This window comes from Devosia sp., assembly GCF_025809055.1.
Lineage (GTDB): Bacteria > Pseudomonadota > Alphaproteobacteria > Rhizobiales > Devosiaceae > Devosia.
Map to the genome: position 1 here is coordinate 2,404,301 of NZ_CP075529.1, position 23,915 is coordinate 2,428,215.

A 23,915-nucleotide genomic window follows, 5' to 3' on the forward strand; every position below is an offset into this window, starting at 1 on the left:
GGACGCCGTGTTTTCTCGCGGAACAGAGTAGATGACCCCCCTCGCCCCCTATCGCCGCATCACCATCAAGATCGGCTCGGCCCTTCTGGTCGACAAAGCCGGCAAGCTGCGCGCCTCCTGGCTCGCCGGCCTCGCTGCGGACATCGCCGCGCTCAAGGCGGAAAGCCGCGAGATTGTCATCGTCTCCTCCGGTGCCATCGCGCTCGGCCGGGGCCTGCTTGGTCTTTCGGCCACGTCCCTGACGCTCGAGCAATCCCAGGCCGCCGCCAGCGCCGGCCAGATCGCCCTGAGCCAGGCCTGGGCCGAGGCCCTGGGCCGCCACGCCATCGTCACCGGGCAGATCCTCATCACCCCCAATATCACCGAAGAGCGGCGCTACTATCTCAATGCCCGCACCACCATCCAGACGTTGCTGGGGCTGGGCGCCATTCCCATCATCAACGAGAATGACAGCGTCGCCACCGCCGAAATCCGCTATGGCGACAATGACCGGCTCTCGGCCCGCGTCGCCACCATGATCGAGGCGGACCTGCTGGTCCTGCTCTCCGACATTGATGGCCTCTATACCGCCCCGCCGGCCCGCGACCCCTCGGCAACCCATATTCCCGTGGTCGAGCGCATCACCCCGGCCATCGAGGCCATGGCGGGCGGCGCGGCCAGCCACCTCTCGCGCGGCGGCATGACCACCAAGGTCGAGGCCGGCAAGATCGCCACCTTGGCCGGCACCGCCATGATCATCGCCAGGGGCACCGAGGCCCATCCGCTGCAAAAGCTCGCCGAGGGCGGCTTGCACACGCTCTTTCACGCCACCACCACGCGCGCCCAATCGCGCAAACGCTGGATCATGGGCACGCTGGCCGTCGCCGGCACGGTGCAGGTCGATGCCGGCGCCGCCGGTGCGCTCAAGAACGGCCGCTCGCTCCTCCCCGTCGGCGTCACCCGGATCACCGGCGACTTCGAGCGCGGCGACACCATTGCCGTCCTTGGCCCCGACGGCAGCGAAATCGCCCGTGGCCTTTCCGGCCTCGACAGCGCCGACGCCCGTCTGGTCATGGGCAAGAAAAGCGATGCCGTGGTTGAACTGCTCGGCGCCGGCAATCGCGCCGAAATGGTCCATCGCGACAATATGGTCCTGACGGGCAACAAGGAGGAACTGGCCTCATGAGCGCCATTCAAGCCACTGCAGATATTGCCCAGACCATGCGCGAGATCGGCCGCAATGCGCGCCTGGGCGCCAATGCGCTGAAGATCGCCACGTCCGAACAGAAGCGCACGGCGCTGATGACGGCGGCCGGCGCCATCAATGCCCACCGCAAGAAAATTCTCGCCGCCAACGAGATCGACATGGCCGCGGCCAGGGAGAAGGGCATTTCCGGCGCCTTCCTCGACCGGCTGCTTCTGACCGATGCGCGCATCGACGGCATCATCGAGGCGGTCAAGACCATAGCCGAACTGCCCGATCCGGTCGGTTCGGTCATTGCCGAATGGGACCGGCCCAATGGCCTCCATATCGAGCGCGTCCGTACCCCGCTCGGCGTCATCGGCGTGATCTTTGAATCGCGCCCCAATGTCACCGCCGACGCCGGAGCGCTCTGCATCAAGTCGGGCAATGCCGTCATCCTGCGCGGCGGCAGCGACAGCTTCCATTCCTCGACCGCCATTGTCGATTGCCTGCTCGATGGCCTGCATCTGGCTGGCCTGCCGGTCGAATGCGTGCAGCTGGTGCCCACCACCGACCGCGCCGCCGTTGGCGAGATGCTCAAGGGCCTCGACGGCAATATCGATGTCATCGTGCCGCGGGGCGGCAAGTCGCTGGTCGCCCGCGTCCAGTCCGAGGCGCGCGTGCCGGTCTTTGCCCATCTCGAGGGCCTCGTGCATGTCTATATCGACAAAAGCGCCGATCTCGACAAAGCCGTTTCCGTCACTCTCAATGCCAAGATGCGCCGCACCGGCATTTGCGGCGCCGCCGAGACCCTGCTGGTGCACAAGGATGTGGTGGCCACCCACCTCAAGCCCATCATCGCGGCGCTTGTTGCAAAAGGCTGCGAAATCCGTGGCGACGCCACCGTCCTGTCGATGATCCCCGACGCCGTGGAAGCCACCGAGCAGGATTGGCGCACCGAATACGAGGACGCGATCATCTCGGTAAAAATCGTCGACAACCTCGAGGCGGCCATCGCCCATATTGAGCACTATTCGTCCCACCACACCGAGGCGATCATCGCCGAGGATGCCGAGGCGGTCGAAAAGTTCTTCAACGGCATCGACTCGGCCATCCTGGTGCACAATGCCTCGACCCAGTTCGCCGATGGCGGCGAGTTCGGCTTCGGCGGCGAAATCGGCATCGCCACCGGCAAGATGCACGCCCGCGGCCCGGTCGGCGTCGAACAGCTCACCAGCTTCAAATACCGCGTCCGCGGCAACGGGCAGACAAGGCCTTGAGACTGGCTACGAACTCCGCACTTCCCCTCTCCCCTTGCGGGAGAGGGTGGATCGGCCAAGGGCCGAGACGGGTGAGGGGTTCTCTCCCCGTGCTCAACTCTACAGGTCAGATCGCAGGCCCCTCATCCGCCCCTGCGGGGCACCTTCTCCCACAAGGGGAGAAGGAAAGGCGGAAAACTCCATGACCCTGCGCGCACCCATCCGTATTCCGGGCATCACCACCATGCCGCCTTCCGCCCCGGGCATGCGCATTGGCCTTTTCGGCGGCTCGTTCAATCCCATCCATGAGGGCCATCTGCTCGTCATGGAGGAGACCCTGCGCCGGCTGGAGCTCGATGCACTCTGGGTGCTGGTCACCCCCGGAAACCCGCTCAAGAACAATGCCGCCCTGCCCCCGCTCGCCGATCGGGTGCTGGCCGCGCGCGCCCGCATCACCGATCCGCGCATCCGCGTCACCGGCTTCGAGGCCGAAAAGGGTTTCACCTATACTTGGCAGACGGTGCGCTTTCTCACCACGAGCCTGCCGGGGCGGCGCTTTGTCTGGATCATGGGCGCCGACAGCCTGGCCGATTTCCATCGCTGGGAACGCTGGCGCGATATTGCCGCCGCGATCCCCTTTGCCGTCTATGTGCGACCCGGTTCGGGCCGCCGGGCCCTGGCCTCGCGAGCCGCAGCCACGCTCGACCACGCCCAGCTCGACGAAAGTGACGGTCCGCTCCTGGCTTCGGCCGCGCCGCCCGCCTGGATCTATCTCCAGGGCCGGCAGTCGAGCCTCTCCTCGACCGCCATTCGCGCCGCGCGCGGCCCAAAGGCGGGGTGACCAGCGCCCGATCTTGCGAAAACGGCCGAGAAGGCGCATATTGGCCAAGTGTGATCATTGTCACCGGAACAGGAACAGACGGCTTGCCGTTCAGTCGACGCCGCAACATTCCGATCAACAACCAAGGATGCTCAACTTTCGCATGACCCATGCCCGCGCATGGGCGGAAGGCCGTTTCTGATGGCCGCGCTGCCCACCAACAACCGCCCCGCCGAAGCTGCGGCCCTGGCCGCCACCGGCAAGCCGCTGATCGATCTCATTCTCGACACGCTCGAGGATGCCAAGGCCGAAGAGACCGTTGCCGTCGACATTACCGGGAAGTCCTCGCTGGCCGACCACATGGTCGTGACCTCCGGACGCTCGCACCGTCACGTCGCCGCCGTCGCCGATCAGGTCATTACCGCCCTGCGCGACAATGGCCACGGCAAGCCGCGTGTCGAGGGCCTGCCGCATGCCGATTGGGTCCTGGTCGATGCCGGCGACGTCATCCTGCACATCTTCCGCCCCGAAGTGCGCGAGTTCTACAACATCGAAAAGATGTGGCAGGCCGATTTTTCGGCCGATCAGCACTGATCGGTTCACCCACCGGGTCATTCCGGCGAAGGCCGGAATCCATGTGCGGCTCTGCCCGCGGAAGCCGGCCCGACGGTAATCAGCCACGCTGGGACACATAAATGCGCATGTTCATCGCGGCCGTCGGCCGAATGAAGAACGGGCCAGAGCGCGAGCTTGTGGCCCGTTACCTCGACCGCGCCGCCGGCTCCGGCAAGCCCCTGGCACTGACCGGGTTCGACGTCACCGAACTCTCCGAATCCCGCGCCGGCTCCGCCGCTTCCCGCAAGGCTGAGGAGGCCAGGGCCATCCGCGCCGCCCTGCCCGATGGCATCGTGGTGGCGCTGGACGAGCGCGGCAAGGCGCTGACATCTGAAGCCCTCGCCTCCCAGATCGGCCGCTGGCGCGACGACGGCCGGCCGGCTGTCGGCTTTGTCATCGGCGGCGCCGACGGCATCGACCCGGACCTCGTGAAATCGGCTGACCTGGTCGTCAGTTTCTCGCCCATGGTCTGGCCGCATCAGCTGGTGCGCATCATGCTGGCCGAGCAGCTCTACCGCACAACCACCATATTGTCGGGACACCCCTATCACCGCGGCGATTAGCGGTCTCAAGCGCCAGCAGTGTGCTACCGCAAAGGTGATTATGGTTAAGCAATGTTAACCGGCTCTTTGCCCCCTGCTTGCTATTGTCCCAACCATTGATTCGGGCGCCCGAGGAGTGTTCATGGCCACGAGGCCAGCAAAAACCGTCAGCGTGACCCTGGCCGGCCTGTTGCTGTCCGGCGCCATGATCATGCCCTTGCTGGCGCAGACCGATCCCGCTCCGGCCCCAGCCGAAACGACGACGGCCGCCCCCGAAGCGGACGCGGTGCCGGCCACCCAGACGCCGGCAGAACCCCTGCCGGAGGGCGCAGAACCGGCGCCTGCAGAAGCCGTGACGAGCGATCCCGAACCGGCACAAAGCAATGCCTCCGACCTTGAGGAGGTGGAGGCCACATTGAGCCTCAGCCGCGAGCGGATCGAAGCGCTCAAGGCCGAAATCGCCGACATGGAAGGCGATCGCACCCAGCAGAACGCCGCGCTGATTGCGGCCGCGCAGCGGGTCAAACTGGCCGAAATCGAGATCACCGATATCGAAGAACGCCTCTCCGACCTCATCGTGCGCGAATTTGCCGTGCGCGGGCGTCTCGACGGCGCCGATGCCGAAATCGCCAATGTCCTGGCGGCTTTGGAACGCATTTCGCTCAACCCGCCACCGGCCCTGATCGTCGACCCCGACGATGCCCTGGGTTCGGCGCGCGGCGCCATGCTGATCGCCGCCATCGTGCCGCAACTGCGCGAAAAGGCCGATGCGGTGGCCGCCGACCTCAAGCAATTGACCGACATCAAGGCCGCAGCCCTCGAGGAAGAGGCCGTTCTCAAGGCCAATCACGACGTGCTGGAAGAAGAACAGTTGCGCATCGCCACCCTGATCGCGGCCCGCCGCCAGGGCATCACCCAGATGAGCGCGGCCCTCGCCGCCGAAGAGGATGAGGCCAGGGCCCTGGCCGAAAAGGCCGCGAGCCTGCGTGAACTGGTGGCGGCGCTCAGCGAGAAGGCCGCAGCCGGTGCGACGGCCGCCCCCGCCACCAGCACGCCCGGCGCCATGCCGGCCCTGTCGCCCGAGGCGATCCAGACTGCCTTTGCCAATGCCGCCCGCACCGAACCGGCCGTGCCGTTTCCGCTGGCGCGCGGCTATCTGGCGCCGCCCACCAATGGCGTGACCGTGGTCGAATTCGGCGCCAATGACGGGCTGGGCGGCATCGCCCATGGCCAGTCGGTCGTCACCCGCGCCGAGGCCCAGGTGGTGGCGCCCGCCGATGGCTGGGTGCTCTATACCGGGCCCTATCTCAATTATGGCCAGATTGTCATTCTCAATACCGGCGGTGGTTACACGGCCCTTCTGGCTGGGCTCGAGACCATTTCGGCCCAGACCGGCCAGTTCGTCCTCATGGGTGAACCGCTGGGCACGATGGGATCGCGCACAATCGGGCGATCAGTGACGACCAATGCTGGAAACGATCAGCCCACCCTCTATATTGAGCTGAGACAGAACAACGAGCCTTTCGACCCGGACGGGTGGTGGGCCACAAGTGAACAGACGGGATAGCCTCCATGCGTTTGCCGACCCTTCGCGTCGCCGCCCTTTGCGCGGCGCTGCTGGTGCCAGTCACGGTGCTCATCGCCCAGGACCAGGCGCCGCCGCCCGCGCCCGCAGAAGAAGCCCCCGCTGACGAATCCCCCATCGAGGATCCCAATCCGAGCGGTGAGGCGCCCGAGCCAACCGAGGCCGAAAAGGCCGCGGCCTCTCGTACGCCCGAGGAAATCTATTCGGACCTCAACCTTTTCGGCGAAATCTTCGACCGCATCCGCGCCGAATATGTCGATCCGCCCGACGAGCAGGAACTGATCCGCGCCGCCATCCAGGGCATGCTGAGCTCGCTCGATCCGCATTCGGGCTACCTGCCACCGGCCGATTATGACGAGATGCGCCAGGATACGTCCGGCCAGTTCGGCGGCCTGGGCGTCGAGATCATCATGGAAGACGGGATCATCCGGGTGGTTTCGCCCATTGACGAGACCCCCGCCGCCAAGGCCGGCATCCTGGCCAATGACCTGATCGTCGAGATCGACGGCGCCCAGGTCGATGGCATGACCCAGGACGAGGCGGTCGACCGCATGCGCGGCCCGGTGGGCACCAATGTGACCATCACCGTCATCCGCGAGGGCGTCAACGAACCCCTCGAATTCGAATTGACTCGCGACACCATTTCCATGCGCGCCGTGCGCTGGAGCATGGAAGGCGATGTTGCCGTCTTGCGTCTCGCCCGCTTCTCCGAGCAGGCCTATATCGGCATCGAGCGCGCCATTGCCGACATTTACGAGGAACGCGCCGATACGCCGCCCAAGGGCATCATCCTCGATCTGCGCAACAATCCGGGCGGCCTGGTCGACCAGTCGGTCTATGTCGCCGATGCCTTCCTCAATCGCGGTGCCGTGGTGCTGACCCGGGGCCGTAGCGATCGCGAAAGCGCCCGCTATGACGCCCAGGCGGACGATCTGGATGCCAAGCTGGCCGATATTCCCATGGTCGTGCTGATCAATGGCGGCTCTGCTTCCGCCTCCGAGATCGTTGCCGGGGCCCTGCAGGATCACAAGCGCGCCACCCTGGTGGGCACGCGCTCCTTCGGCAAGGGATCGGTGCAGTCGATCATCTCGCTGGGTCCGGATGGGGCTATGCGCATCACCACGGCGCGCTACTACACGCCGAACAACCGCTCCATCCAGGCCCTGGGCATCACCCCCGACATCGAGGTCCGCCAGGTGGTTCCAGAGGAATTCCAGGGGCGCGACGAGATCATCGGCGAGGCCGGGCTCGAGGGCCACATCACCATTGAGGGCCAGGAAGAATCCTCGGTGGGCTCGTCGGTCTATGTCCCGGTCGACAAGGCAGAGGATACCCAGCTCCAATATGCCATCCGCCTGATCAATGGCGAGGAGACCGATCCGGCCTTCCCGCCCACGGGCGACTGAGGCACCGCCATGCTAAACTGGGCGGATAACCGGCTGATTCGCGCCGGTTTCCGCCCGACCCCGCCGTGACAGGTGCCGCCCATGGCCAATGACCTCAGCACGCCGCTGACCGGACGCCGCGCCCGCAGGCGCGCCGGCCGGCGCTTTCATTTCCCGCTGGCGCGGCTCCTGTTCCTTCTGATCGGCCTCATCATCGGCGGCGTGGTGGTGCGAATGATCATGGTGGATGATCCCGATGGCGGCCGCCCCACCAGCGAGGTGGCCATCACCTCGACCCGCGACGGCAATGCCGTGGCCAATTCCGTTTCCAGCGGGCCGGCAACCATCACCGCCGATCCGGCGCAATATCCGGCGGGCAATACGCCTGCGGCCACCCCGGCTCCGCCGAGCGGCCAGATCCCGGACCGGTTCGGCGCCCTGCCCGACCTCGTCGAGGAAACCGCCGTCGGTGCCATCCCGCGCATTTCGGGGACCGGGCTCTCGCCCTTTGCGGCCTATCGCTACCCGTTCGACACCACGGCCATCGCTTCGACGCCCATGGTGGCCATTGTCGTCACTGGCCTTGGCATCAACGAGCAGGGATCCCTCGAGGCGGTTGACCAATTGCCGGCCGAGGTGACCCTCGCCTTTGCGCCCTATGGCCGCTCGCTCGAAACCACCGTGGCTGCCGCCCGCACCGCCGGCCACGAGGTCATGCTCGAGCTGCCGCTCGAACCCTTCGACTATCCGCAGAACGACCCCGGCCCTCATACGCTGCTGACCGGCGAGGCGCCGCGCGCCAATCTCGACAAGCTGTTCTGGCTGATGGCCCGCTTCGGCGGCTATTTCGGCGTCATCAACAATATGGGCGCCCGCTTCACCGCCTCGGCCGCGGACCTTGCGCCGGTCATGGAAGAGCTGGGCACGCGCGGCATCGGCTATCTCGACGACGGGTCATCCAACCGGTCGCTGACTGCGCAACTCTCGGGCGCCAACAAGGTGCCCTATGGCCGGGCAACCCAGGTGATTGACGCCAATCCGGCCCGCGCATCCATCCTCTCAGCGCTGGCCAGCCTTGAAAACCAGGCCCTGGAAACCGGCAGCGCCGTGGGTATCATCAGCGCGCTGCCCATTTCGGTGGCCACCGTGGCCGAATGGTCGCGGGAACTCGCCGCCAAGGGTATCGTGCTGGTTCCGGCCAGCGCGCTGATGAAGTAGAGACGCCATGCCAGCCCGCCCCGACCGAGACTCCCTGCCCTATCGTGACTGCGTGGGCATCGTGCTGTTCAACGCGAGCGGCAATGTGCTGATGGGCCGCCGCAGATCGGAAGGCGATCCGGACAAGTCCGCCGCCCTCGGTCACGCCTGGCAATTGCCGCAGGGCGGCATCGACGAGAACGAAGACCCCCTGCGTGCCGCCATGCGCGAACTGCACGAGGAAACCAGCGTCACCTCGGTAAGCCTGCTCGCCGAAGCGCCGGAATGGATCTATTACGATCTGCCCGATGAACTCATCGGCACCGCCTTCAAGGGCAAATATCGCGGCCAGCGCCAGCGCTGGTTTGCCTTTGCCTTTACCGGCCCCGAAAGCGAGATCAATGTCGAAACGCCCGGCGGCGGCAAGTTCAAGCCCGAATTCGATGCCTGGCGCTGGGAGCGATTGCATCAGGCGCCGGCGCTGATCGTGCCGTTCAAGCGCCCGGCCTATGAGGCGGTCGTCGCCGCCTTCAGCGACATTCCCCAGCGGTTCACAAAGACCTAGACGCATGAAGACCATTGGCCTTATCGGCGGCATGAGCTGGGAATCGAGCGCCCACTACTATGCGGCGATCAACCGGGAAACCGCCAGGCGACTGGGCGGGCTGCACTCGGCCCCCCTGATCATGCATTCCGTCGATTTCGCGCCCATCGCCGAATTGCAGTCGGCCGGCCAATGGGACGAGGCCGGCCGCCAGCTCAACGCGGTGGCGCTGGCCCTTGAGGCCGCCGGCGCCGAAGTCCTGGGCCTTGCCACCAATACCATGCATGTCGTTGCCGACACGCTATTGGCCGGGGTCAGCATCCCCTTCGTGCATATCGCCGACCCGACCGCCGAGGCCCTTCTGGCCGACGGCTATGACACGGTTGGCCTTCTGGGCACCCGCTTCACCATGGAGATGGACTTTTACAAGGACCGGCTTCGCGCCAGGGGCCTCAACCCGCTCATTCCCGAAGTCGGCCGCACCAATCTCAATGGCATCATCTATGAAGAACTGTGCCGCGGCGTGGTGCGCGAGCCGTCGCGCACCATCTATGTCGATGCCATCACCCAGTTGGCGGCGCGCGGCGCCCAGGCGGTAATCCTGGGCTGCACCGAAATTGGCATGCTGATCGACGACGCCAGCTCGCCGCTTCCCACCTATGACACCACCGACCTGCACGCCAGGGCGCTGGTTGCGGCAGCCCTGGGCTGATCTCAGGCCGCCCGGCGCGTCCGCTCGGTCCCTGCGGTCTCGCTGGTGATCCTGAACACATCGACGATGCGGTCGAGCGTGTGGGTCTGGCCCTCGGTCTGCTCGATCACCGCATTGGTCTGTTCCACCAGGGAGGCATTGTGCTGGGTCATCTGGTCGAGCGTGCGCACAGCCATGTTCACCTCTTCGATCGAGGAGGACTGTTCCCGGCTGGCACCGGCAATGGCGCGCACCAGGGCGCTGTTTTCCTGCGCCGCTTCCAGCATGGCGCGGAGTTTCCTGCCGGCTGCCTCGACGAGGTTGGCGCCATTGCGCACCTCGTTGCCGCTCTGCTCCACCAGCGCCTTGACGTCTGCCGAGGCCTGGGCCGCCGATTGGGCCAGGCGGCGCACTTCCACGGCCACCACCGCAAAGCCCTTGCCGGCCTCCCCGGCGCGGGCCGCTTCCACCGAAGCATTGAGGGCCAGGAGGTTCGTCTGGAAGGCGATGTCGTCGATCAGCCCGATAATGTTGGAAATCTTGGCCGAGGACTGGGTGATGCGCTCCATGGCGCCGGTGGCGTCCACCATGACCTGGCCGCTATCCTGCGCCGCCTGCGACACGGTCTCGGCCTTGTGCGCCGCTTCCTCTGCCATGCCGGCATTGCCGGCGACGGTACCGGCCAGGGCCTCCATTGCAGCCGAGGTTTCCTCGATCGTCGCCGCCTGCCGCGTGGTACGCTCGGAGAGGTCATTGGCCCCCGACAGCAATTCGCCAGAGGCCGTACGCAGCGAGCGCGTGGTGTCGCGCAACTGCCCGATGACCTCGGCAAACTGATCGACGGTACCATTGAGCGCCGTCCGCAGATCTTCGAATTCGGGCGGGAAGCGCTGCTCGATCCGGCTCGTCAGGTCGCCATCGGCAAGGCGCTTGAGACCGGCGCCAATGGCCGCCACCGATTGGCGGCGCGCGGTCACGTCGGTGGCAAACTGCACAACCTTGTAGGGCCTGCCCTCGGCATCGGAAATGGGCGTGAAGGTGCTCTGGATCCAAACTTCCCCGCCCGCCTGCGTCCGGCGGCGATATTCGCCGCTCTTGAACTCACCGGCCGCCAGTTCATCCCAGAACTGGCGATAGGTCGGGCCGCTCGGATCGGCGTCAAACAGAAAGAGCGCATTGGGCTGGCCGACGATATCGGCGCACCCATAGCCGAGCAGGGCCAGGAAATTGTCATTGGCATTGATGACCCGGCCGCTGAGATCGAACTCAACGACGATCTGGCTGCGCGAAATCGCCTCCAGTTGCCCGGTGTGATCGGCCGCCTCGGCCAGGTGCTGGCGGGCCTGCTGGTCCAGTGCGGCTTTTTCGGCGGCATTGGCGCGAAACACTTCGACGGCCCGGGCCATGGCGCCGATCTCGTTGCGGCGGGCAGTAAAGGGCACGTCGGTATCGAGTGCGCCATCGGCAACTGCGCTCATCACCTGCGACAGACGCGGTATGGGACGCATGAGCTTACGTGCCACCACCAGGGCGCCCAGGGCCACCAGCAGCGTGGTGACAAGTCCCACGGCCGAGAGCACCAGCATGGATTGGCTCAGCACGGCTTCGATCGGTCCGCGATCAACCCCGACCACGAGCGCGCCGATGACGGTGCCCTCAGCGGTGGCAATGGGCAGGTAGCGCAGAACCCGATGCACCCCATCCTGAACCGCATCGGCGTCGACCATCTGATTGGCCATCAGCGCCTGATGAATGGCGCTGTCGGCGACAATCGCGTCTGCCATGCGGCGCTCACCGGCCGGATCGAGCAGGCTGGTGCTGCCGACCACGAAATCCGGGCCCGTCTCCGGGTCGTAGACCAGCACCGATACGTCCTGGCCGGCGACGCGGGCAACGGCGTCGATAACATCGTGACTGCGGAACCGCGGCATGCTGCGCGCCGTCAGCGTCGCGACATTGCCGGCCTCATCCAGCCCGACCTCAAGGCTGGGCAGGTTGACCTGCAGGATCTGCGCCGCGATGCGGGTCGTGTCCACCACCGCCGCGTCCACGTCGCGCTCGACCGAGCCGGACAGGCTGACGAAGAGCCCGGCGAGAACTGCCGCGACCACCAGACCGATACTGGTCAGCGTCATGGCGGAAATGGCGAATGTCAGTCTGAGATTGCCCAGAATGGCGGTCATGATTGCGTCCCCAATCTCCGGCCTCCTGGCCGGTCACCCCAACTCTCCCCGCCAGCAGACTGTGCCACAGGGGTTAATTCGAGGTTGAAATTGGATTTTTCTTCGTGAAATCAGCTACTTGCACAATATCTGACCAGCCTGCCCACCAGACATGCAAAAAGGCCGCCTCCTGAAGGAGACGGCCTCAAGCAATCAGCTGCGATCAAGCCTAGTGGATATGGGCACCGTTGATCTGCTGGGCCTCGATGGTGAGGTTGAGCAGGCCAGAAACCACTTCCTGGGCATAGGACTTGTCTTCCGGCGATTCGGCGCGGGCGAGTTCTTCCTCGGCCGCCTTGATCTGGGTCTGCAGATCGTCGTGGTCGAAATCGGCGAAAGGCACCGACTGTTCGGCCAGAATGGTCAGGCCCGCGGGGGACACGTCCGCAAAGCCGCCCTTGACGAAATAGACATCGGCAGCCCCACCATCCTTGGTGACGGTGATGAAGCCGGGGCGCAGCGTCGTCATGAACGGCGCATGGTCGTTCATCACGGTGAAATAGCCCTCGGTGCCCGGAACGGTCACCGAATGCACCACTTCCGACAGCACCAGCCGCTCGGGCGACACGATCTCGATCTTGAGGCCTTCAGCCATTCTATTGGTCCTCTACAGCGCGGCCGGCCGAAGTGAATGCACTTCGCTTTTCGGCCACGCGGCCTTTGTATTCCAAGAAGGCCCGAACGCGCATTCGGGCCCCGTGTCGAGAGGACGGGCCACCAGGGGCGGCCCGATCCGGTTCAACTGCGCCTTAGGCGGCCTGTGCGGCCAGCTTCTGTGCCTTGGCGACGGCGTCCTCGATGGTGCCGACCATGTAGAAGGCGGCTTCCGGCAGGTGGTCGTAGTCACCCTTAACCAGACCGGCAAAGCCCTTGATGGTGTCTTCGAGCTTGACGAAGACGCCGGGCGAACCGGTGAACACTTCGGCCACGTCGAAGGGCTGGCTCATGAAGCGCTCGATCTTGCGGGCGCGGGCCACGGTCAGCTTATCTTCTTCGGAAAGCTCGTCCATGCCCAGGATGGCGATGATGTCCTGCAGGGCCTTGTACTTCTGCAGGATCGACTGCACCTGGCGGGCGGTGTCGTAGTGCTCCTGACCAACGACGTTCGCGTCGAGAATACGCGAGTTCGATGCCAGCGGATCCACGGCCGGATAGATGCCCTTTTCCGAAATGGCGCGGTTGAGCACGGTCGTCGCGTCAAGGTGCGCGAAGGTCGTTGCCGGCGCCGGGTCGGTCAGGTCGTCGGCGGGCACGTACACGGCCTGCACCGAGGTGATCGAGCCCTTGGTGGTGGTGGTGATGCGTTCCTGCATCGCGCCCATGTCGGTCGACAGCGTCGGCTGGTAGCCCACCGCGGACGGGATACGACCCAGAAGTGCCGACATTTCGGCACCGGCCTGGGTGAAGCGGAAGATGTTGTCCACGAAGAACAGCACGTCCTGGCCCTGGTCGCGGAAATGCTCGGCGACGGTGAGGCCGGTCAGGGCGACGCGGGCACGGGCACCGGGGGGCTCGTTCATCTGGCCGAAGACCAGCGCGCACTTGGAGCCGGCAGCCGAACCACCATGCTCGGCCGGGTCCTTGTTCACGCCCGATTCGATCATTTCGTGGTAGAGGTCGTTGCCCTCGCGGGTGCGCTCGCCGACGCCGGCGAACACCGAATAGCCGCCGTGAGCCTTGGCGACGTTGTTGATCAGTTCCTGGATCAGCACCGTCTTGCCCACGCCGGCGCCGCCGAACAGGCCGATCTTGCCGCCGCGTGCATAGGGAGCGATCAGGTCCACGACCTTGATGCCGGTCACCAGCACTTCTGCCTCAGGGGACTGTTCCACGAAAGCCGGAGCTTCCTGGTGAATTTCGCGCTTGGCGGCAGTGGTCACCGGGCCGGCTTCGTCGATCGGCTCGCCGATGACGTTCATGATGCGGCCCAGGGTCTCGTCGCCGACCGGCACCGAGATCGAAGCGCCGGTATCGGTCACTTCGGTGCCGCGGACCAGACCTTCGGTCGTGTCCATGGCGATGGTGCGCACGGCGTTTTCGCCGAGATGCTGGGCAACTTCCAGCACCAGGCGCTGACCATTATTGGTGGTTTCAAGCGCGTTCAGGATGGCGGGCAGGTGATCGTCGAACACCACGTCAACGACGGCGCCAATGACCTGCGAAACGCGACCGGCCTTCTTTTCTGCCATTTGTTCGTCCTCGCTGATGGGTTAGAGCGCTTCGGCGCCCGAGATGATTTCGATGAGTTCTTTGGTGATCTGGGCCTGCCGCTGGCGGTTGTAGCTCAGCTGCAGCTTGTTGATCATTTCGCCGGCATTACGGGTCGCATTGTCCATGGCGGACATCTGCGCTCCGTAGAACGAGGCATTGTTCTCGAACAGAGCCCGCAGCACCTGCACCGCAATATTGCGCGGCAACAGGTCCTCGACGATGGCCTCTTCGCTCGGCTCGTATTCGTAGGGCACGGCCGGGGCGCTGGCATCGCCTTCGACCTTTTCCAGCTTGGCCGGAATCAGCTGCTGGGCCGTCGGCACCTGGCTGATCACCGAGCCGAACTTGGCGAAGTAGAGCGTTGCCACGTCGAATTCGCCGGCCGCAAACATGGCCAGCACCTTCTCGGCCACAAGCTGGGCCTGGGTGAAGCCGACCTGCTTGATCTCGCGGAAGCTGTAGGTGTCCACGATCAGCTCCGGATATTGCCGGCGCAGGATATCGTGGCCCTTGCGGCCCACGGTCAGGATCTTGACGGTCTTGCCCTGGCTCAGGAGCTTGGCGGCATGATCGCGCGCCAGGCGCGCAATCGAGGAGTTGAAGCCGCCGGCCAGACCGCGTTCGCCGGTCGCCACGACCAGCAGGTGAACCTGGTCCTTGCCATTGCCGGCCAGCAGCGCCGGCGCATTTTCCTGGCCATCATAGACGGCACCGAGAGCGGCCAGAACCTTGCCCATGCGCTCGGCATAGGGGCGGGCCGCCACGGCAGCTTCCTGGGCGCGGCGGAGCTTGGCCGCCGCCACCATCTGCATGGCCTTGGTGATCTTCTGGGTCGATTTGACCGAGTCGATCCGGTTCTTGAGGTCCTTTAGCGACGGCATTGCCTGTCGTCTCCTTCAGGGCTTAAGCCGCGTAGGTCTTCTTGATCTCGTCCAGAGCCGACTTGAGCTTGGCACGGGTGTCGTCGCTCAGAGCCTTTTCAGAGGCAATGGTGTTGAGAATATCGGCATACTTGGAGCGCATATTGCTCAGAATGTGCTTCTCGAAGTCCTGGACCTTGGTCACCGGAATGGCGTCCAGATAGCCCTGGCCACCGGCAAAGATCACCGCGACCTGTTCTTCGGTCTTGAGCGGGGAGAACTGCGGCTGCTTGAGGAGTTCGGTGAGACGCGCGCCACGGTTGAGCAGACGCTGGGTAGCAGCGTCGAGGTCCGAACCGAACTGAGCGAAGGCGGCCATTTCGCGGTACTGCGACAGCTCACCCTTGAGCGAGCCGGCAACCTGCTTCATCGCCTTGATCTGGGCCGAGCCACCCACGCGGGACACCGACAGACCAACGTTCACGGCCGGGCGGATGCCCTGGAAGAACAGGTTGGTTTCAAGGAAGATCTGGCCGTCGGTGATCGAGATCACGTTGGTCGGAATATAGGCCGACACGTCGTTGGCCTGGGTTTCGATAACCGGCAGCGCGGTCAGCGAACCAAGACCGTGGTCTTCGTTCATCTTGGCGGCGCGCTCGAGCAGGCGGGAGTGCAGGTAGAACACGTCGCCCGGATAGGCTTCGCGGCCCGGCGGACGGCGCAGCAGCAGCGACATCTGGCGATAGGCGACGGCCTGCTTGGTCAGATCGTCATAGGCGATCACGGCATGCTTGGAATTGTCGCGGAACCATTCGCCGATGGCACAGCCGGTGAACGGCGCGATGTACTGCAGCGGCGCCGGATCGGAGGCGGTGGCGGCAATGACGATGGAGTAGGGCAGCGCGCCCGATTCTTCGAGCTGCTTGACGAACTGGGCAACGGTCGAGCGCTTCTGACCCACGGCGACGTAGATGCAGTAGAGCTTGTCGGTTTCGTTGCCAGCGTCATGCGCAGGCTTCTGGTTGAGGAAGGTGTCCAGAATGATGGCGGTCTTGCCGGTCTGGCGGTCACCGATCACCAGCTCGCGCTGGCCGCGGCCGATGGGGATCAGCGCATCGATGGCCTTGAGGCCGGTGGACATGGGCTCGTGCACGGACTTGCGCGGCAGGATGCCCGGCGCCTTGACGTCGACGCGGCGGCGTTCGGTGTGATCGATCGGGCCCTTGCCGTCGATCGGGTTGCCGAGGCCGTCGACCACGCGACCAAGCAGGCCCGGACCAACAGGGGTGTCCACGATGGCGCCGGTCCGCTTGACGACGTCGCCTTCCTTGATCGAACGGTCATTGCCGAAGATCACGACGCCGACATTGTCGGCTTCGAGGTTGAGGGCCATGCCCATCACGCCGCCCGGGAACTCGACGAGCTCACCGGCCTGCACATTGTCCAGGCCATAGACGCGGGCGATACCGTCACCGACGGAGAGCACCTGGCCGACTTCGGAAACCTGGGCTTCCTGGCCGAAATTCTTGATCTGGTCCTTGAGGATCGCAGAAATTTCCGCGGCTTTGATGTCCATTATCCGACCTCTTTCATGGCGATCTTCATCGCAGCGAGTTTTGTCTTGAGTGAGCTATCGATCATCTGGCTGCCGACCTTCACCTGAAGGCCGCCGATCAGCGAGGGATCGACAAATTGATTGAGCGTGACGGTCTTGCCCAGCTTGGTCTTGAGCGTTTCAGCCAGGGCCTTGACCTGCGCGTCGGTCAGCGGCGCCGCCGAGGTGACGTCGGCAGTCGCTTCGCCGCGATCGGCAGCGGCCAGCTCGCGGAAGCCCACGATGATCTGGTCCAGCGCGAACAGGCGGCCATTGCGGGCCACCAGGCGCAGGAAATTGCCGACCAGCGGATTAACCTTGGCCTTGGCCAGGATCGCGTCCAGCGCCGATGCCTTGACATCGCCGGGAATGACCGGCGAGCGCAGATAGCGCGAAAACTCTTCGCTTTCGCCGATCAGGCGGGAAATGTCGGAGAGCCCGGTTTCCACCTGGGCCAACTGGTTCTCGCCCTTGGCGAGATCAAAAAGCGCCGACGCATATGGCCGTGCGATCTGGGTAAGCACCGAATTCTGCGCTGCCAATGCCGCTTCACCCTCTTTCTGGCCAACCCTCTTGCCGGTTCCGTTGACCGGAACCCGGGTGGCTTATGAACGCTTGGACGTGCTCGGAAACGGGCCGCGAGCCGGACCCCTGAAATTCGCGCCCGCTCTAACACAGGCAAAGCCGGCCTTGCAAGGCATGGGGACGTGATTCAGACATGTCGAAAATGTCGCACTTCGAAGGCGGTCCGGAGGATGAAAGGCTCCGGTGGAGCCTTTCAAGCCGAGAAGGCCACAAAGCCTATGGCTGCGTGGCGGGGACCTGTGCCAAAGGCCAAATCGCTCCAGTGGAGCGATTTGAAGGGAGGAGGCCATGAGACTTCGATCCGTGCCGAAGGCAAAATCGTCCCGGTGGGACGATTTTAGGTGAGAAGGCCGCGAGAGCTATGCTCGAGTGGCAGCTCGAATGGCAGGATGCGCCCCAAAGGGGAGGTCGCTCCGGGGCAGCGATCTGTGGTGGGGTGGCCGCGAGAGCCAAGCTCAAGTGGCGGCTCGAAGGCCTACTCTGATGGTCACGCCACGCCCTTTCGCCCGCTACCAATTCTTGGTACAATCTCGTCTGGAGGTCCGACATGGCACGCAATACATCCGTTTCTCTCAGCGATCATTTCGCTCATTTCATTGACCAGCAGGTCGAAACGGGACGCTATGGCTCGGCCAGCGATGTCGTACGCGCGGGATTGCGGTTGCTGGAAGAGCACGAAGCCAAGGTCAAGGCGCTGCACGACGCCCTGCGCGCAGGAGAGGAGTCGGGGCCGCCAACGCCGTTCGACAGGGACGCATTCCTCGCCGAACTGCACGCGCGCCATGGCCAACAGGACAATTGAGATTGCGCCCCTGGCGCGCGAGGATTGGCGCGGCATTTGGGACTACAGCGTTGAAAACTGGTCCGCTGATACCGCCGCGGACTATTACAACCAGATTGCCGATCGCATGGAGGCCTTGGCCGCAGACCAGTTGACCGGCCTGCCGGTCTATGGCCGTCCCCGCACATACAAGAGCCTGATCGGCTCCCACGTCATCTACTTCCGACTAAATACAAATGCATTGATCGTGCTGCGTATCCTGCATCAGGCGATGGACGTGGGTAAGAACCTCTAGCTCACATGAAACTCATCGGATCGATGTCGATCTGCACCTTGAGATCACCCTTGGCCTTTTCGGCCGTACCCAGCCAGAACCGCATATAGCCGGACAGATCGAAATCCTTGCCGGATTGGGCCAATAGCCGCACCCTGTGGCGGCCGCGGATCATGGCAATGGGGGCATCGGCCGGGCCGAAGAGCCGCACGCCCTCGGCCATGGGCGCGACCGACAACAGATGACGCGCATAGACCATGGCGGTCTGCTGTTCATTGGCCGAGATGATGAGCGCCGCCAGACGGCCGAAGGGCGGCATGCCCCCGGCCTCGCGCGCCAGCAGTTCCTGGGCGTAGAAGGCTTCGCGGTCGCCGCTGACCATGGCCTTCATCACCGGGTGATCGGGATGGTAGGTCTGCAGAAACGCCTTGCCGTGCCGGGAGGCGCGGCCGGCCCGGCCAGCCACCTGAGTGAGGATCTGGAAGGTCTTTTCGGCGGCGCGCGGATCGCCATGCGCCAGGCCCAGATCGGCATCGAGCACCCCGACCACCGAGAGCTTTTCGAAGTGGTGCCCCTTGGACACCAGCTGTGTGCCGATGATGAGATCGTATTCGCCCCGCTCGATCTCCGCGAAACGCTCGCGCAACTGGGCGTGGCTGCCCATATCGGTGGAGAGCAGCACCCGCCGGGCATCGGGGAACCGGGCCGCCGCTTCCTCGGCCACCCGCTCCACGCCTGGCCCGACCGCGACCAGGCTTTCGGGCTCGCCGCATTCGCCGCACACTTTTGGTGTGCGCATCTCGTGTCCGCAATGGTGACACATGAGCACGCCACGAAACCGGTGCTCGACCATCCAGGCCGAACAATCCGGGCATTGATACTGATGCCCGCAGGAGCGGCACAGGGTCAGCGGCGCATAGCCGCGCCGGTTGAGAAACAGCAGCGCCTGCTCGCCCCGGTCGAGCGCCGCAAACACTTCCCGCGCTAGGCCGGGGGCGATCCAGGCGCCCTTTTCCGGTCCGTCCACCCGCATGTCGATGGCGGTGACATCCGGCATGGCGGCTTCCGCAAAGCGGCTCTCGAGCCGCACATGGCTGTAGCGGCCGACATTGGCATTGTTGCGCGATTCCACCGAGGGGGTGGCCGAGGACAGCACGACCCGCGCCTGGGACAGATTGGCCCGGACAATGGCCATGTCGCGGGCATGATAGGTGAACCCGTCCGATTGCTTGTAGGCGCCATCATGCTCCTCATCGAGCACCAGCAGGCCCAGTTCGCGGAACGGCAGGAACAGCGCCGAGCGCGCGCCGACCACGGCCCGCACCGTGCCATCCAGCACGCCGCGCCAGACCTTTGCCCGTTGCACCGGCGTCATGTCGGAATGCCATTCGGCGGGCCTCGCCCCGAACCGCTTGGTAAAGCGGTCGATGAAGGTATTGGTGAGGGCGATCTCGGGGAGCAGGATCAGGGCCTGCCGGCCGGCCCGCAAGGTGTCGGCCACTGCCTCGAAGAACACTTCCGTCTTGCCGCCGCCGGTGACCCCGTCGAGCAGGGCGACCCCGAAGGCCCGGGCATCGAGGGCCAGGATCTGATCCAGCGCCGCCTGCTGCTCGGGGTTGAGCCGGGCCGGACTGTCATCAGGATCGGGCGGCATCACTACTGGAGGCGCCGGCATCTCCAGCCGCTCGACCGCCCCGGCCCGCTCCAGCCCCTCGATCACCGAGGTGGAAACGCCGCTGGCGCCGATCAGGGCCGGCTTGGTCCAGGCCATGTCGTCCATCAACACATCGAGGACCCGCAACCGGGCCGGCGTCAGCTTTTCCGGCTCGTGTCCGGTGCGTCGGAAGGCAATGACGGGCTTGGGCGCGTCCAGCGCCTCGGGCGACCGCAGGACACCGCGCAGCACCTGTCCCGGCGCGGCCAGCGTGTAGCGGGCGACCCAATCCACCAGCGACAGCAATTCCTCAGAGAGCGGCGGCACGTCATAGGCCTGGGCGATATCGCGCAGCCGGTTATGGGCAATCATATCCTTGGGCGCCCCCCAGACGACACCCAGAATCAGCCGCGGCCCCAGCGGCACGGCAACGATCGAACCGCGCTCGACCACCATGCCCGGGGGCACGCGATAGCTATAGGGCCCCTCGACGGCGACCCCGACCATCACTGCAACGATGTCTGGACGATCCTGCATTGTCCCCGTTCTGCTCGCATCCATCACCGGCCAGTGCAAGCGATTCCCAAATGGCACTGCTGACACACACTGTCAGTCTGTTCATCTAATGTTCTCTACACCACTTGGGAAGGGAAGGGCCAGATGCGCAGTTTGTTTTCACGGTTTCGTCGGCGCGCGGCGCCTGGAGGCGCAGCCCAGGCCGGACAGGGGGCGCAGCGGATCAGCCCCATCCGCTCGCGGCCCCGCCCGGTGCCACCCCGCCTCTATGCCGATCTTGGCCTGTCGCCCGCCTCGGTCCGGGACAGTGACCCGCCCGGGCACCGCTTTGACCTCTATTAAAATCGTGCCTTGAGCCCGACATTGAGGCTCAATGTCCTGAGCGCCGCCCCGGCGATGTCGTCCTCGGCAATGGTGATGGTCTCGGTATTGGTGTCGATATATTCGGCCCGGCCGCGCATCATGAACTTGTGGTCGTAGCGGGCGCCGATGAAGAGTTCGGCCATCGGCCCCAGCGCGAAGCCGGCATCCAGCCCCGCCGTCAGGGTCGGCGCCACGCCAAAGCTGTCCTCGACCCTGAGGTCGCGCATCCAGTGATTGTCGGTCGAATTGCCGAGCACCGTCACGCCGCCGCGCAACAATCCGGCCAGCCGGAACGAGCCATAAGTTTCCTCGCCATCCACGCCGATGAACACCTCGGGCAGGCGCTGGCGATAGTCGATGGCGGGTTCGCCATCGGGGAAACTGCCGGTCTCGTCGCGAAAGCCGTTGACGCTATAGACATAGCGCCCGCCATAGGCCGCCCAGTGCACGTCGGTATAGCTGAAGCCGCCATGCATGCGCACATTGGCATTCTCGGTCCGCGACAGGTCATAGCCCAGGGCGATTTCGCCGCTGAAATAGTGATTGAGGTCGGTGTCGGGGTGCTGGGACCGGTGCGTCCAGTTGTCGAAATCGTCGGTCGGCAGAAACCAGTCATAGTCTTCCATATAGCTGGTGCCATAGCCGGCAACGCTCGATTCGGCGCTGACGCTGAAGCCATTGCCGACATTGAGGTCGATCCCGGCCCGCAGGACCGGCGCCTTGCTCTGCCAGATGAGATGGCTGAGCGTGCGATCGCCGTTGAACACATATTCGTCGCCCTCGATGAAGAGCGCCCCGATGCTGGCCCGCAAGCGCACGGTTTCGTTGGCGATGCTGACACTATCCGGGTCAGACAGGCCGGGCTGGTACGGGCTGGGCGGCAGGAACGGCGATGGGCCCCAGTCGGCGGCAATTGCCGGCGTGACGGCGACCGCCAGAAAAACCATCGTCCCCAGAGATTTGATTGCCATCGCGCCGCCCCCGTTTCGGCCACAATCGGCACTACGGGTTAATACGGGGTTTACCCTGTCCGTTGATCGGCCGTTTACCATGATCGAGCAGGATGACGACCATGACCGACAGCGCCTTTGCCACCGATGAATTCATCCGCGAGCGGCTCGCCGCCTGGCAGCGCGAGCTGGGTTCGGTACGCCGCCTGGCCCCCAAGACGCTCGAGGCCTATGACCGGGACCTCGGCCAGTTCATGGCTTTCCTCGCCGGTCACATGGGCGGGCCGGTGACCCTGTCGTCGCTGCAGCAATTGCGCGGCGCCGATATCCGCGCCTTCATGGCCCAGCGCCGCAATGAAAGCCTCGGCTCGCGCTCGCTGGCGCGGGTCCTCTCGGCGCTCAAGAGTTTTTTCGGCTTTCTCGAACGGCAGGGCACCCTCACCACCGAGGCCCTCAATGTGGTGCGCACGCCCAAGATTCCGCGGTCGCTGCCCAAGGCGCTGACCGTGGTTGAAGCCAAGCGCACCATCGAGACCACCAACGAGCTGGAAGACCGGCCCTGGATTGCGGCCCGCGACATGGCGGTGATCTCCCTGTGCTATGGCGCCGGCCTGCGCATATCCGAGGCGTTGTCGCTGACCCGGGCTGATCTCGACACCGATACGCTCCGGGTCACCGGCAAGGGCGGCAAGGTGCGCATGGTGCCCCTGATCGCGCCGGTGCGGCAGGCGATCGAGACCTATCTTGGTCTGGTTCCCTATAAGCTCTGGCCTGAAGATGGGTTGTTTCGCGGGGTGCGCGGCGGGGTGCTGTCGCCGCGTCTCATCCAGTTGCGCCTCGAGCAATTGCGCGGGGCGCTGGGCCTGCCGCCTTCGGCAACGCCGCACGCCCTGCGCCATTCCTTTGCCACGCACCTTCTGGGCAAGGGCGGAGACCTGCGCGCCATCCAGGAATTGCTGGGCCATGCCAGCCTGTCCTCGACGCAGATCTATACCGCCGTCGATACCGAGCGGCTGCTGGAAAGCTATGCCAAGGCCCATCCACGCGGCTGATTGAAAGGGGTGTGGACGCTTCGGCACGCATTGGCCTTGGCAGTTGCCCCCTTCCCGGCATAACCAGAAGCCCATGACCGCCCAACCGGATCCGATGCGCAGCGATGCCCTGGGCTATGGCCTCGCCATAGCCGGCGCCGTGCTGTTCTCCACCAAGGGCATCTTCATCAAGCTGGCCTTTGCCGAGGGCGTTTCGACCGAGGCGACCCTGGCTTTGCGCATGCTGGTGGCGCTGCCGGTCTATCTCGTCATCCTCCTCACCCTGCTGCGGCGCCAGCCGCAGTCGCGCGCCCTGCTCACCCCATCCCGCCTCATCGCCTGCATGGCAGTGGGCATTCTGGGCTATTATGTCTCGAGCTATCTCGACTTTGCCGGGCTGGCCTTCGTCTCGGCCCAGTACGAGCGCCTCGTGCTCTTCACCTATCCCTTCTTCGTCCTCCTGTTCGGGGTCTGGTTCTTCGGCGACCGCATGAACTGGGCGCTGGTGCCGGCCATGCTCATCACCTATGCCGGGCTCATGGTGATCTTCACCTGGAACCTCACCGTGCGGCCCGATGGGCTCCTGCTCGGCACCGCACTCGTCCTGGGCTCGGCACTGACCTTTGCCTTCTACCAACACCTGGCCCGGCGGCAGATGGTGGTGGTGGGCACGGCCCTGTTCACCTGCATCGGCATGTCGACGGCCGCGGTGCTGGCCATTGGCCAGAGCCTGGTCGTCGATGGGCCGGCAACCTATTTCGCCTTCAGTCCCTATGTCTGGATGCTGGGACTGATGCTGGGTGTCTTCGGCACCGTCCTGCCCTCATTCCTGCTCAATTCCGGCATTGCCCGCATCGGCGCCCGCGCCACGGCCTCGACCGCATCGCTCGGTCCGATCATGACCATCGTCCTGGCCGTGCTCATCCTGGGCGAGGAATTCACGCTGTTCCACGCCATCGGCACCGCCCTGGTGCTGCTCGGTTCGGCCCTGTTTGCCCGCAATGACCGGCGGGCCCGCGGCCCTTCGACATAATTTTCACGGGGGCTTCTGGCCGCCGCATTCACGCGATAATG

The 23,915-nt window shown here is 65.0% G+C and carries 22 protein-coding genes; 14 read left to right on the forward strand and 8 right to left on the reverse strand.

Features of this window, described 5'->3' with window-relative positions; all coding sequences use genetic code 11:
* Positions 1-31 precede the first annotated feature (31 nt).
* The 10 genes from proB to KIT02_RS11810 all read left to right on the forward strand — a co-directional run bounded on the left by proB (position 32) and on the right by KIT02_RS11810 (position 9,821).
* The gene (gene proB / locus KIT02_RS11765; RefSeq protein WP_297577895.1) at positions 32-1,165 is read left to right on the forward strand and encodes a glutamate 5-kinase; all 1,134 of its coding nucleotides are present in this window, start codon (positions 32-34) and stop codon (positions 1,163-1,165) included.
* The gene (locus tag KIT02_RS11770) at positions 1,162-2,442 is read left to right on the forward strand and encodes a glutamate-5-semialdehyde dehydrogenase (RefSeq protein ID WP_297577900.1); all 1,281 of its coding nucleotides are present in this window, start codon (positions 1,162-1,164) and stop codon (positions 2,440-2,442) included. The genes proB and KIT02_RS11770 overlap by 4 nt, the downstream gene beginning before the upstream one ends.
* 181 nt (positions 2,443-2,623) lie before the next feature.
* Positions 2,624-3,262: a nicotinate-nucleotide adenylyltransferase gene (locus KIT02_RS11775; RefSeq protein ID WP_297577902.1), complete on the forward strand. Its 639-nt coding sequence runs from the start codon at positions 2,624-2,626 to the stop codon at positions 3,260-3,262.
* 180 nt (positions 3,263-3,442) lie between these two features.
* Positions 3,443-3,835, forward strand: a complete 393-nt coding sequence (gene rsfS, locus KIT02_RS11780) for a ribosome silencing factor (RefSeq protein ID WP_297577903.1) — start codon at positions 3,443-3,445, stop codon at positions 3,833-3,835.
* Between the two features lie 101 nt (positions 3,836-3,936).
* Complete coding sequence (gene rlmH, locus KIT02_RS11785; RefSeq protein WP_297577905.1) at positions 3,937-4,419, forward strand: 23S rRNA (pseudouridine(1915)-N(3))-methyltransferase RlmH; 483 nt, start codon at positions 3,937-3,939, stop codon at positions 4,417-4,419.
* Positions 4,420-4,540: 121 nt separating this feature from the next.
* Complete coding sequence (locus tag KIT02_RS11790; protein WP_297577906.1) at positions 4,541-5,965, forward strand: peptidoglycan DD-metalloendopeptidase family protein; 1,425 nt, start codon at positions 4,541-4,543, stop codon at positions 5,963-5,965.
* A 5-nt stretch (positions 5,966-5,970) separates the two neighbouring features.
* Positions 5,971-7,389 (forward strand): S41 family peptidase, encoded by a 1,419-nt coding sequence (locus KIT02_RS11795; protein ID WP_297577907.1) that lies wholly within the window; start codon positions 5,971-5,973, stop codon positions 7,387-7,389.
* 81 nt (positions 7,390-7,470) lie between these two features.
* Complete coding sequence (locus KIT02_RS11800; protein WP_297577909.1) at positions 7,471-8,586, forward strand: divergent polysaccharide deacetylase family protein; 1,116 nt, start codon at positions 7,471-7,473, stop codon at positions 8,584-8,586.
* Positions 8,587-8,593: 7 nt separating this feature from the next.
* Positions 8,594-9,130, forward strand: a complete 537-nt coding sequence (locus KIT02_RS11805; RefSeq protein WP_297577911.1) for an RNA pyrophosphohydrolase — start codon at positions 8,594-8,596, stop codon at positions 9,128-9,130.
* A 4-nt stretch (positions 9,131-9,134) separates the two neighbouring features.
* On the forward strand, positions 9,135-9,821 hold the full coding sequence (locus KIT02_RS11810; RefSeq protein WP_297577913.1) for an aspartate/glutamate racemase family protein: 687 nt from the start codon (positions 9,135-9,137) through the stop codon (positions 9,819-9,821).
* A gap of 2 nt (positions 9,822-9,823) precedes the next feature.
* On the opposite strand, the gene KIT02_RS11815 is transcribed toward KIT02_RS11810, so the two are convergent.
* The 6 genes from KIT02_RS11815 to KIT02_RS11840 form a co-directional block, all read right to left on the reverse strand.
* Positions 9,824-11,983 carry a methyl-accepting chemotaxis protein gene (locus KIT02_RS11815; protein WP_297577915.1) on the reverse strand — a complete coding sequence of 720 codons (2,160 nt, stop codon included), beginning with the start codon at positions 11,981-11,983 and terminating at the stop codon, positions 9,824-9,826.
* 208 nt (positions 11,984-12,191) lie between these two features.
* Positions 12,192-12,617 (reverse strand): F0F1 ATP synthase subunit epsilon, encoded by a 426-nt coding sequence (locus KIT02_RS11820; RefSeq protein WP_297577917.1) that lies wholly within the window; start codon positions 12,615-12,617, stop codon positions 12,192-12,194.
* A gap of 154 nt (positions 12,618-12,771) precedes the next feature.
* Positions 12,772-14,211: a F0F1 ATP synthase subunit beta gene (gene atpD, locus KIT02_RS11825; protein ID WP_297577919.1), complete on the reverse strand. Its 1,440-nt coding sequence runs from the start codon at positions 14,209-14,211 to the stop codon at positions 12,772-12,774.
* A gap of 21 nt (positions 14,212-14,232) precedes the next feature.
* Positions 14,233-15,114 carry a F0F1 ATP synthase subunit gamma gene (locus tag KIT02_RS11830; protein WP_297577921.1) on the reverse strand — a complete coding sequence of 294 codons (882 nt, stop codon included), beginning with the start codon at positions 15,112-15,114 and terminating at the stop codon, positions 14,233-14,235.
* A gap of 22 nt (positions 15,115-15,136) precedes the next feature.
* The gene (atpA, locus tag KIT02_RS11835; protein ID WP_297577924.1) at positions 15,137-16,669 is read right to left on the reverse strand and encodes a F0F1 ATP synthase subunit alpha; all 1,533 of its coding nucleotides are present in this window, start codon (positions 16,667-16,669) and stop codon (positions 15,137-15,139) included.
* Entirely contained in the window at positions 16,669-17,229 is a 561-nt protein-coding gene (locus tag KIT02_RS11840; RefSeq protein ID WP_297577926.1) for a F0F1 ATP synthase subunit delta, read from the reverse strand. The genes atpA and KIT02_RS11840 overlap by 1 nt, the downstream gene beginning before the upstream one ends.
* Positions 17,230-17,819: 590 nt before the next feature.
* On the opposite strand from KIT02_RS11840, the gene KIT02_RS11845 reads away from it, so the two are divergent.
* Together KIT02_RS11845 and KIT02_RS11850 are read left to right on the forward strand one after the other, a co-directional pair.
* Positions 17,820-18,074, forward strand: coding sequence for a type II toxin-antitoxin system ParD family antitoxin (locus KIT02_RS11845; RefSeq protein ID WP_297577928.1), 255 nt, complete (start codon positions 17,820-17,822; stop codon positions 18,072-18,074).
* Positions 18,055-18,348: a type II toxin-antitoxin system RelE/ParE family toxin gene (locus tag KIT02_RS11850; RefSeq protein WP_297577930.1), complete on the forward strand. Its 294-nt coding sequence runs from the start codon at positions 18,055-18,057 to the stop codon at positions 18,346-18,348. Before KIT02_RS11845 ends, KIT02_RS11850 begins: the two co-directional genes overlap by 20 nt.
* Before the next feature lies 1 nt (position 18,349).
* On the opposite strand, the gene KIT02_RS11855 is transcribed toward KIT02_RS11850, so the two are convergent.
* Both KIT02_RS11855 and KIT02_RS11860 read right to left on the reverse strand, forming a co-directional pair.
* Complete coding sequence (locus KIT02_RS11855) at positions 18,350-20,518, reverse strand: primosomal protein N' (protein ID WP_297577932.1); 2,169 nt, start codon at positions 20,516-20,518, stop codon at positions 18,350-18,352.
* Between the two features lie 317 nt (positions 20,519-20,835).
* Positions 20,836-21,831, reverse strand: a complete 996-nt coding sequence (locus tag KIT02_RS11860) for an omptin family outer membrane protease (RefSeq protein WP_297577934.1) — start codon at positions 21,829-21,831, stop codon at positions 20,836-20,838.
* Positions 21,832-21,932: 101 nt separating this feature from the next.
* Between KIT02_RS11860 and KIT02_RS11865 the strand changes: the two genes are divergently transcribed.
* Both KIT02_RS11865 and KIT02_RS11870 read left to right on the forward strand, forming a co-directional pair.
* Complete coding sequence (locus KIT02_RS11865; protein ID WP_297577936.1) at positions 21,933-22,862, forward strand: tyrosine recombinase XerC; 930 nt, start codon at positions 21,933-21,935, stop codon at positions 22,860-22,862.
* A gap of 73 nt (positions 22,863-22,935) precedes the next feature.
* Positions 22,936-23,874, forward strand: a complete 939-nt coding sequence (locus KIT02_RS11870) for a DMT family transporter (protein WP_297577938.1) — start codon at positions 22,936-22,938, stop codon at positions 23,872-23,874.
* Positions 23,875-23,915 lie beyond the last annotated feature (41 nt).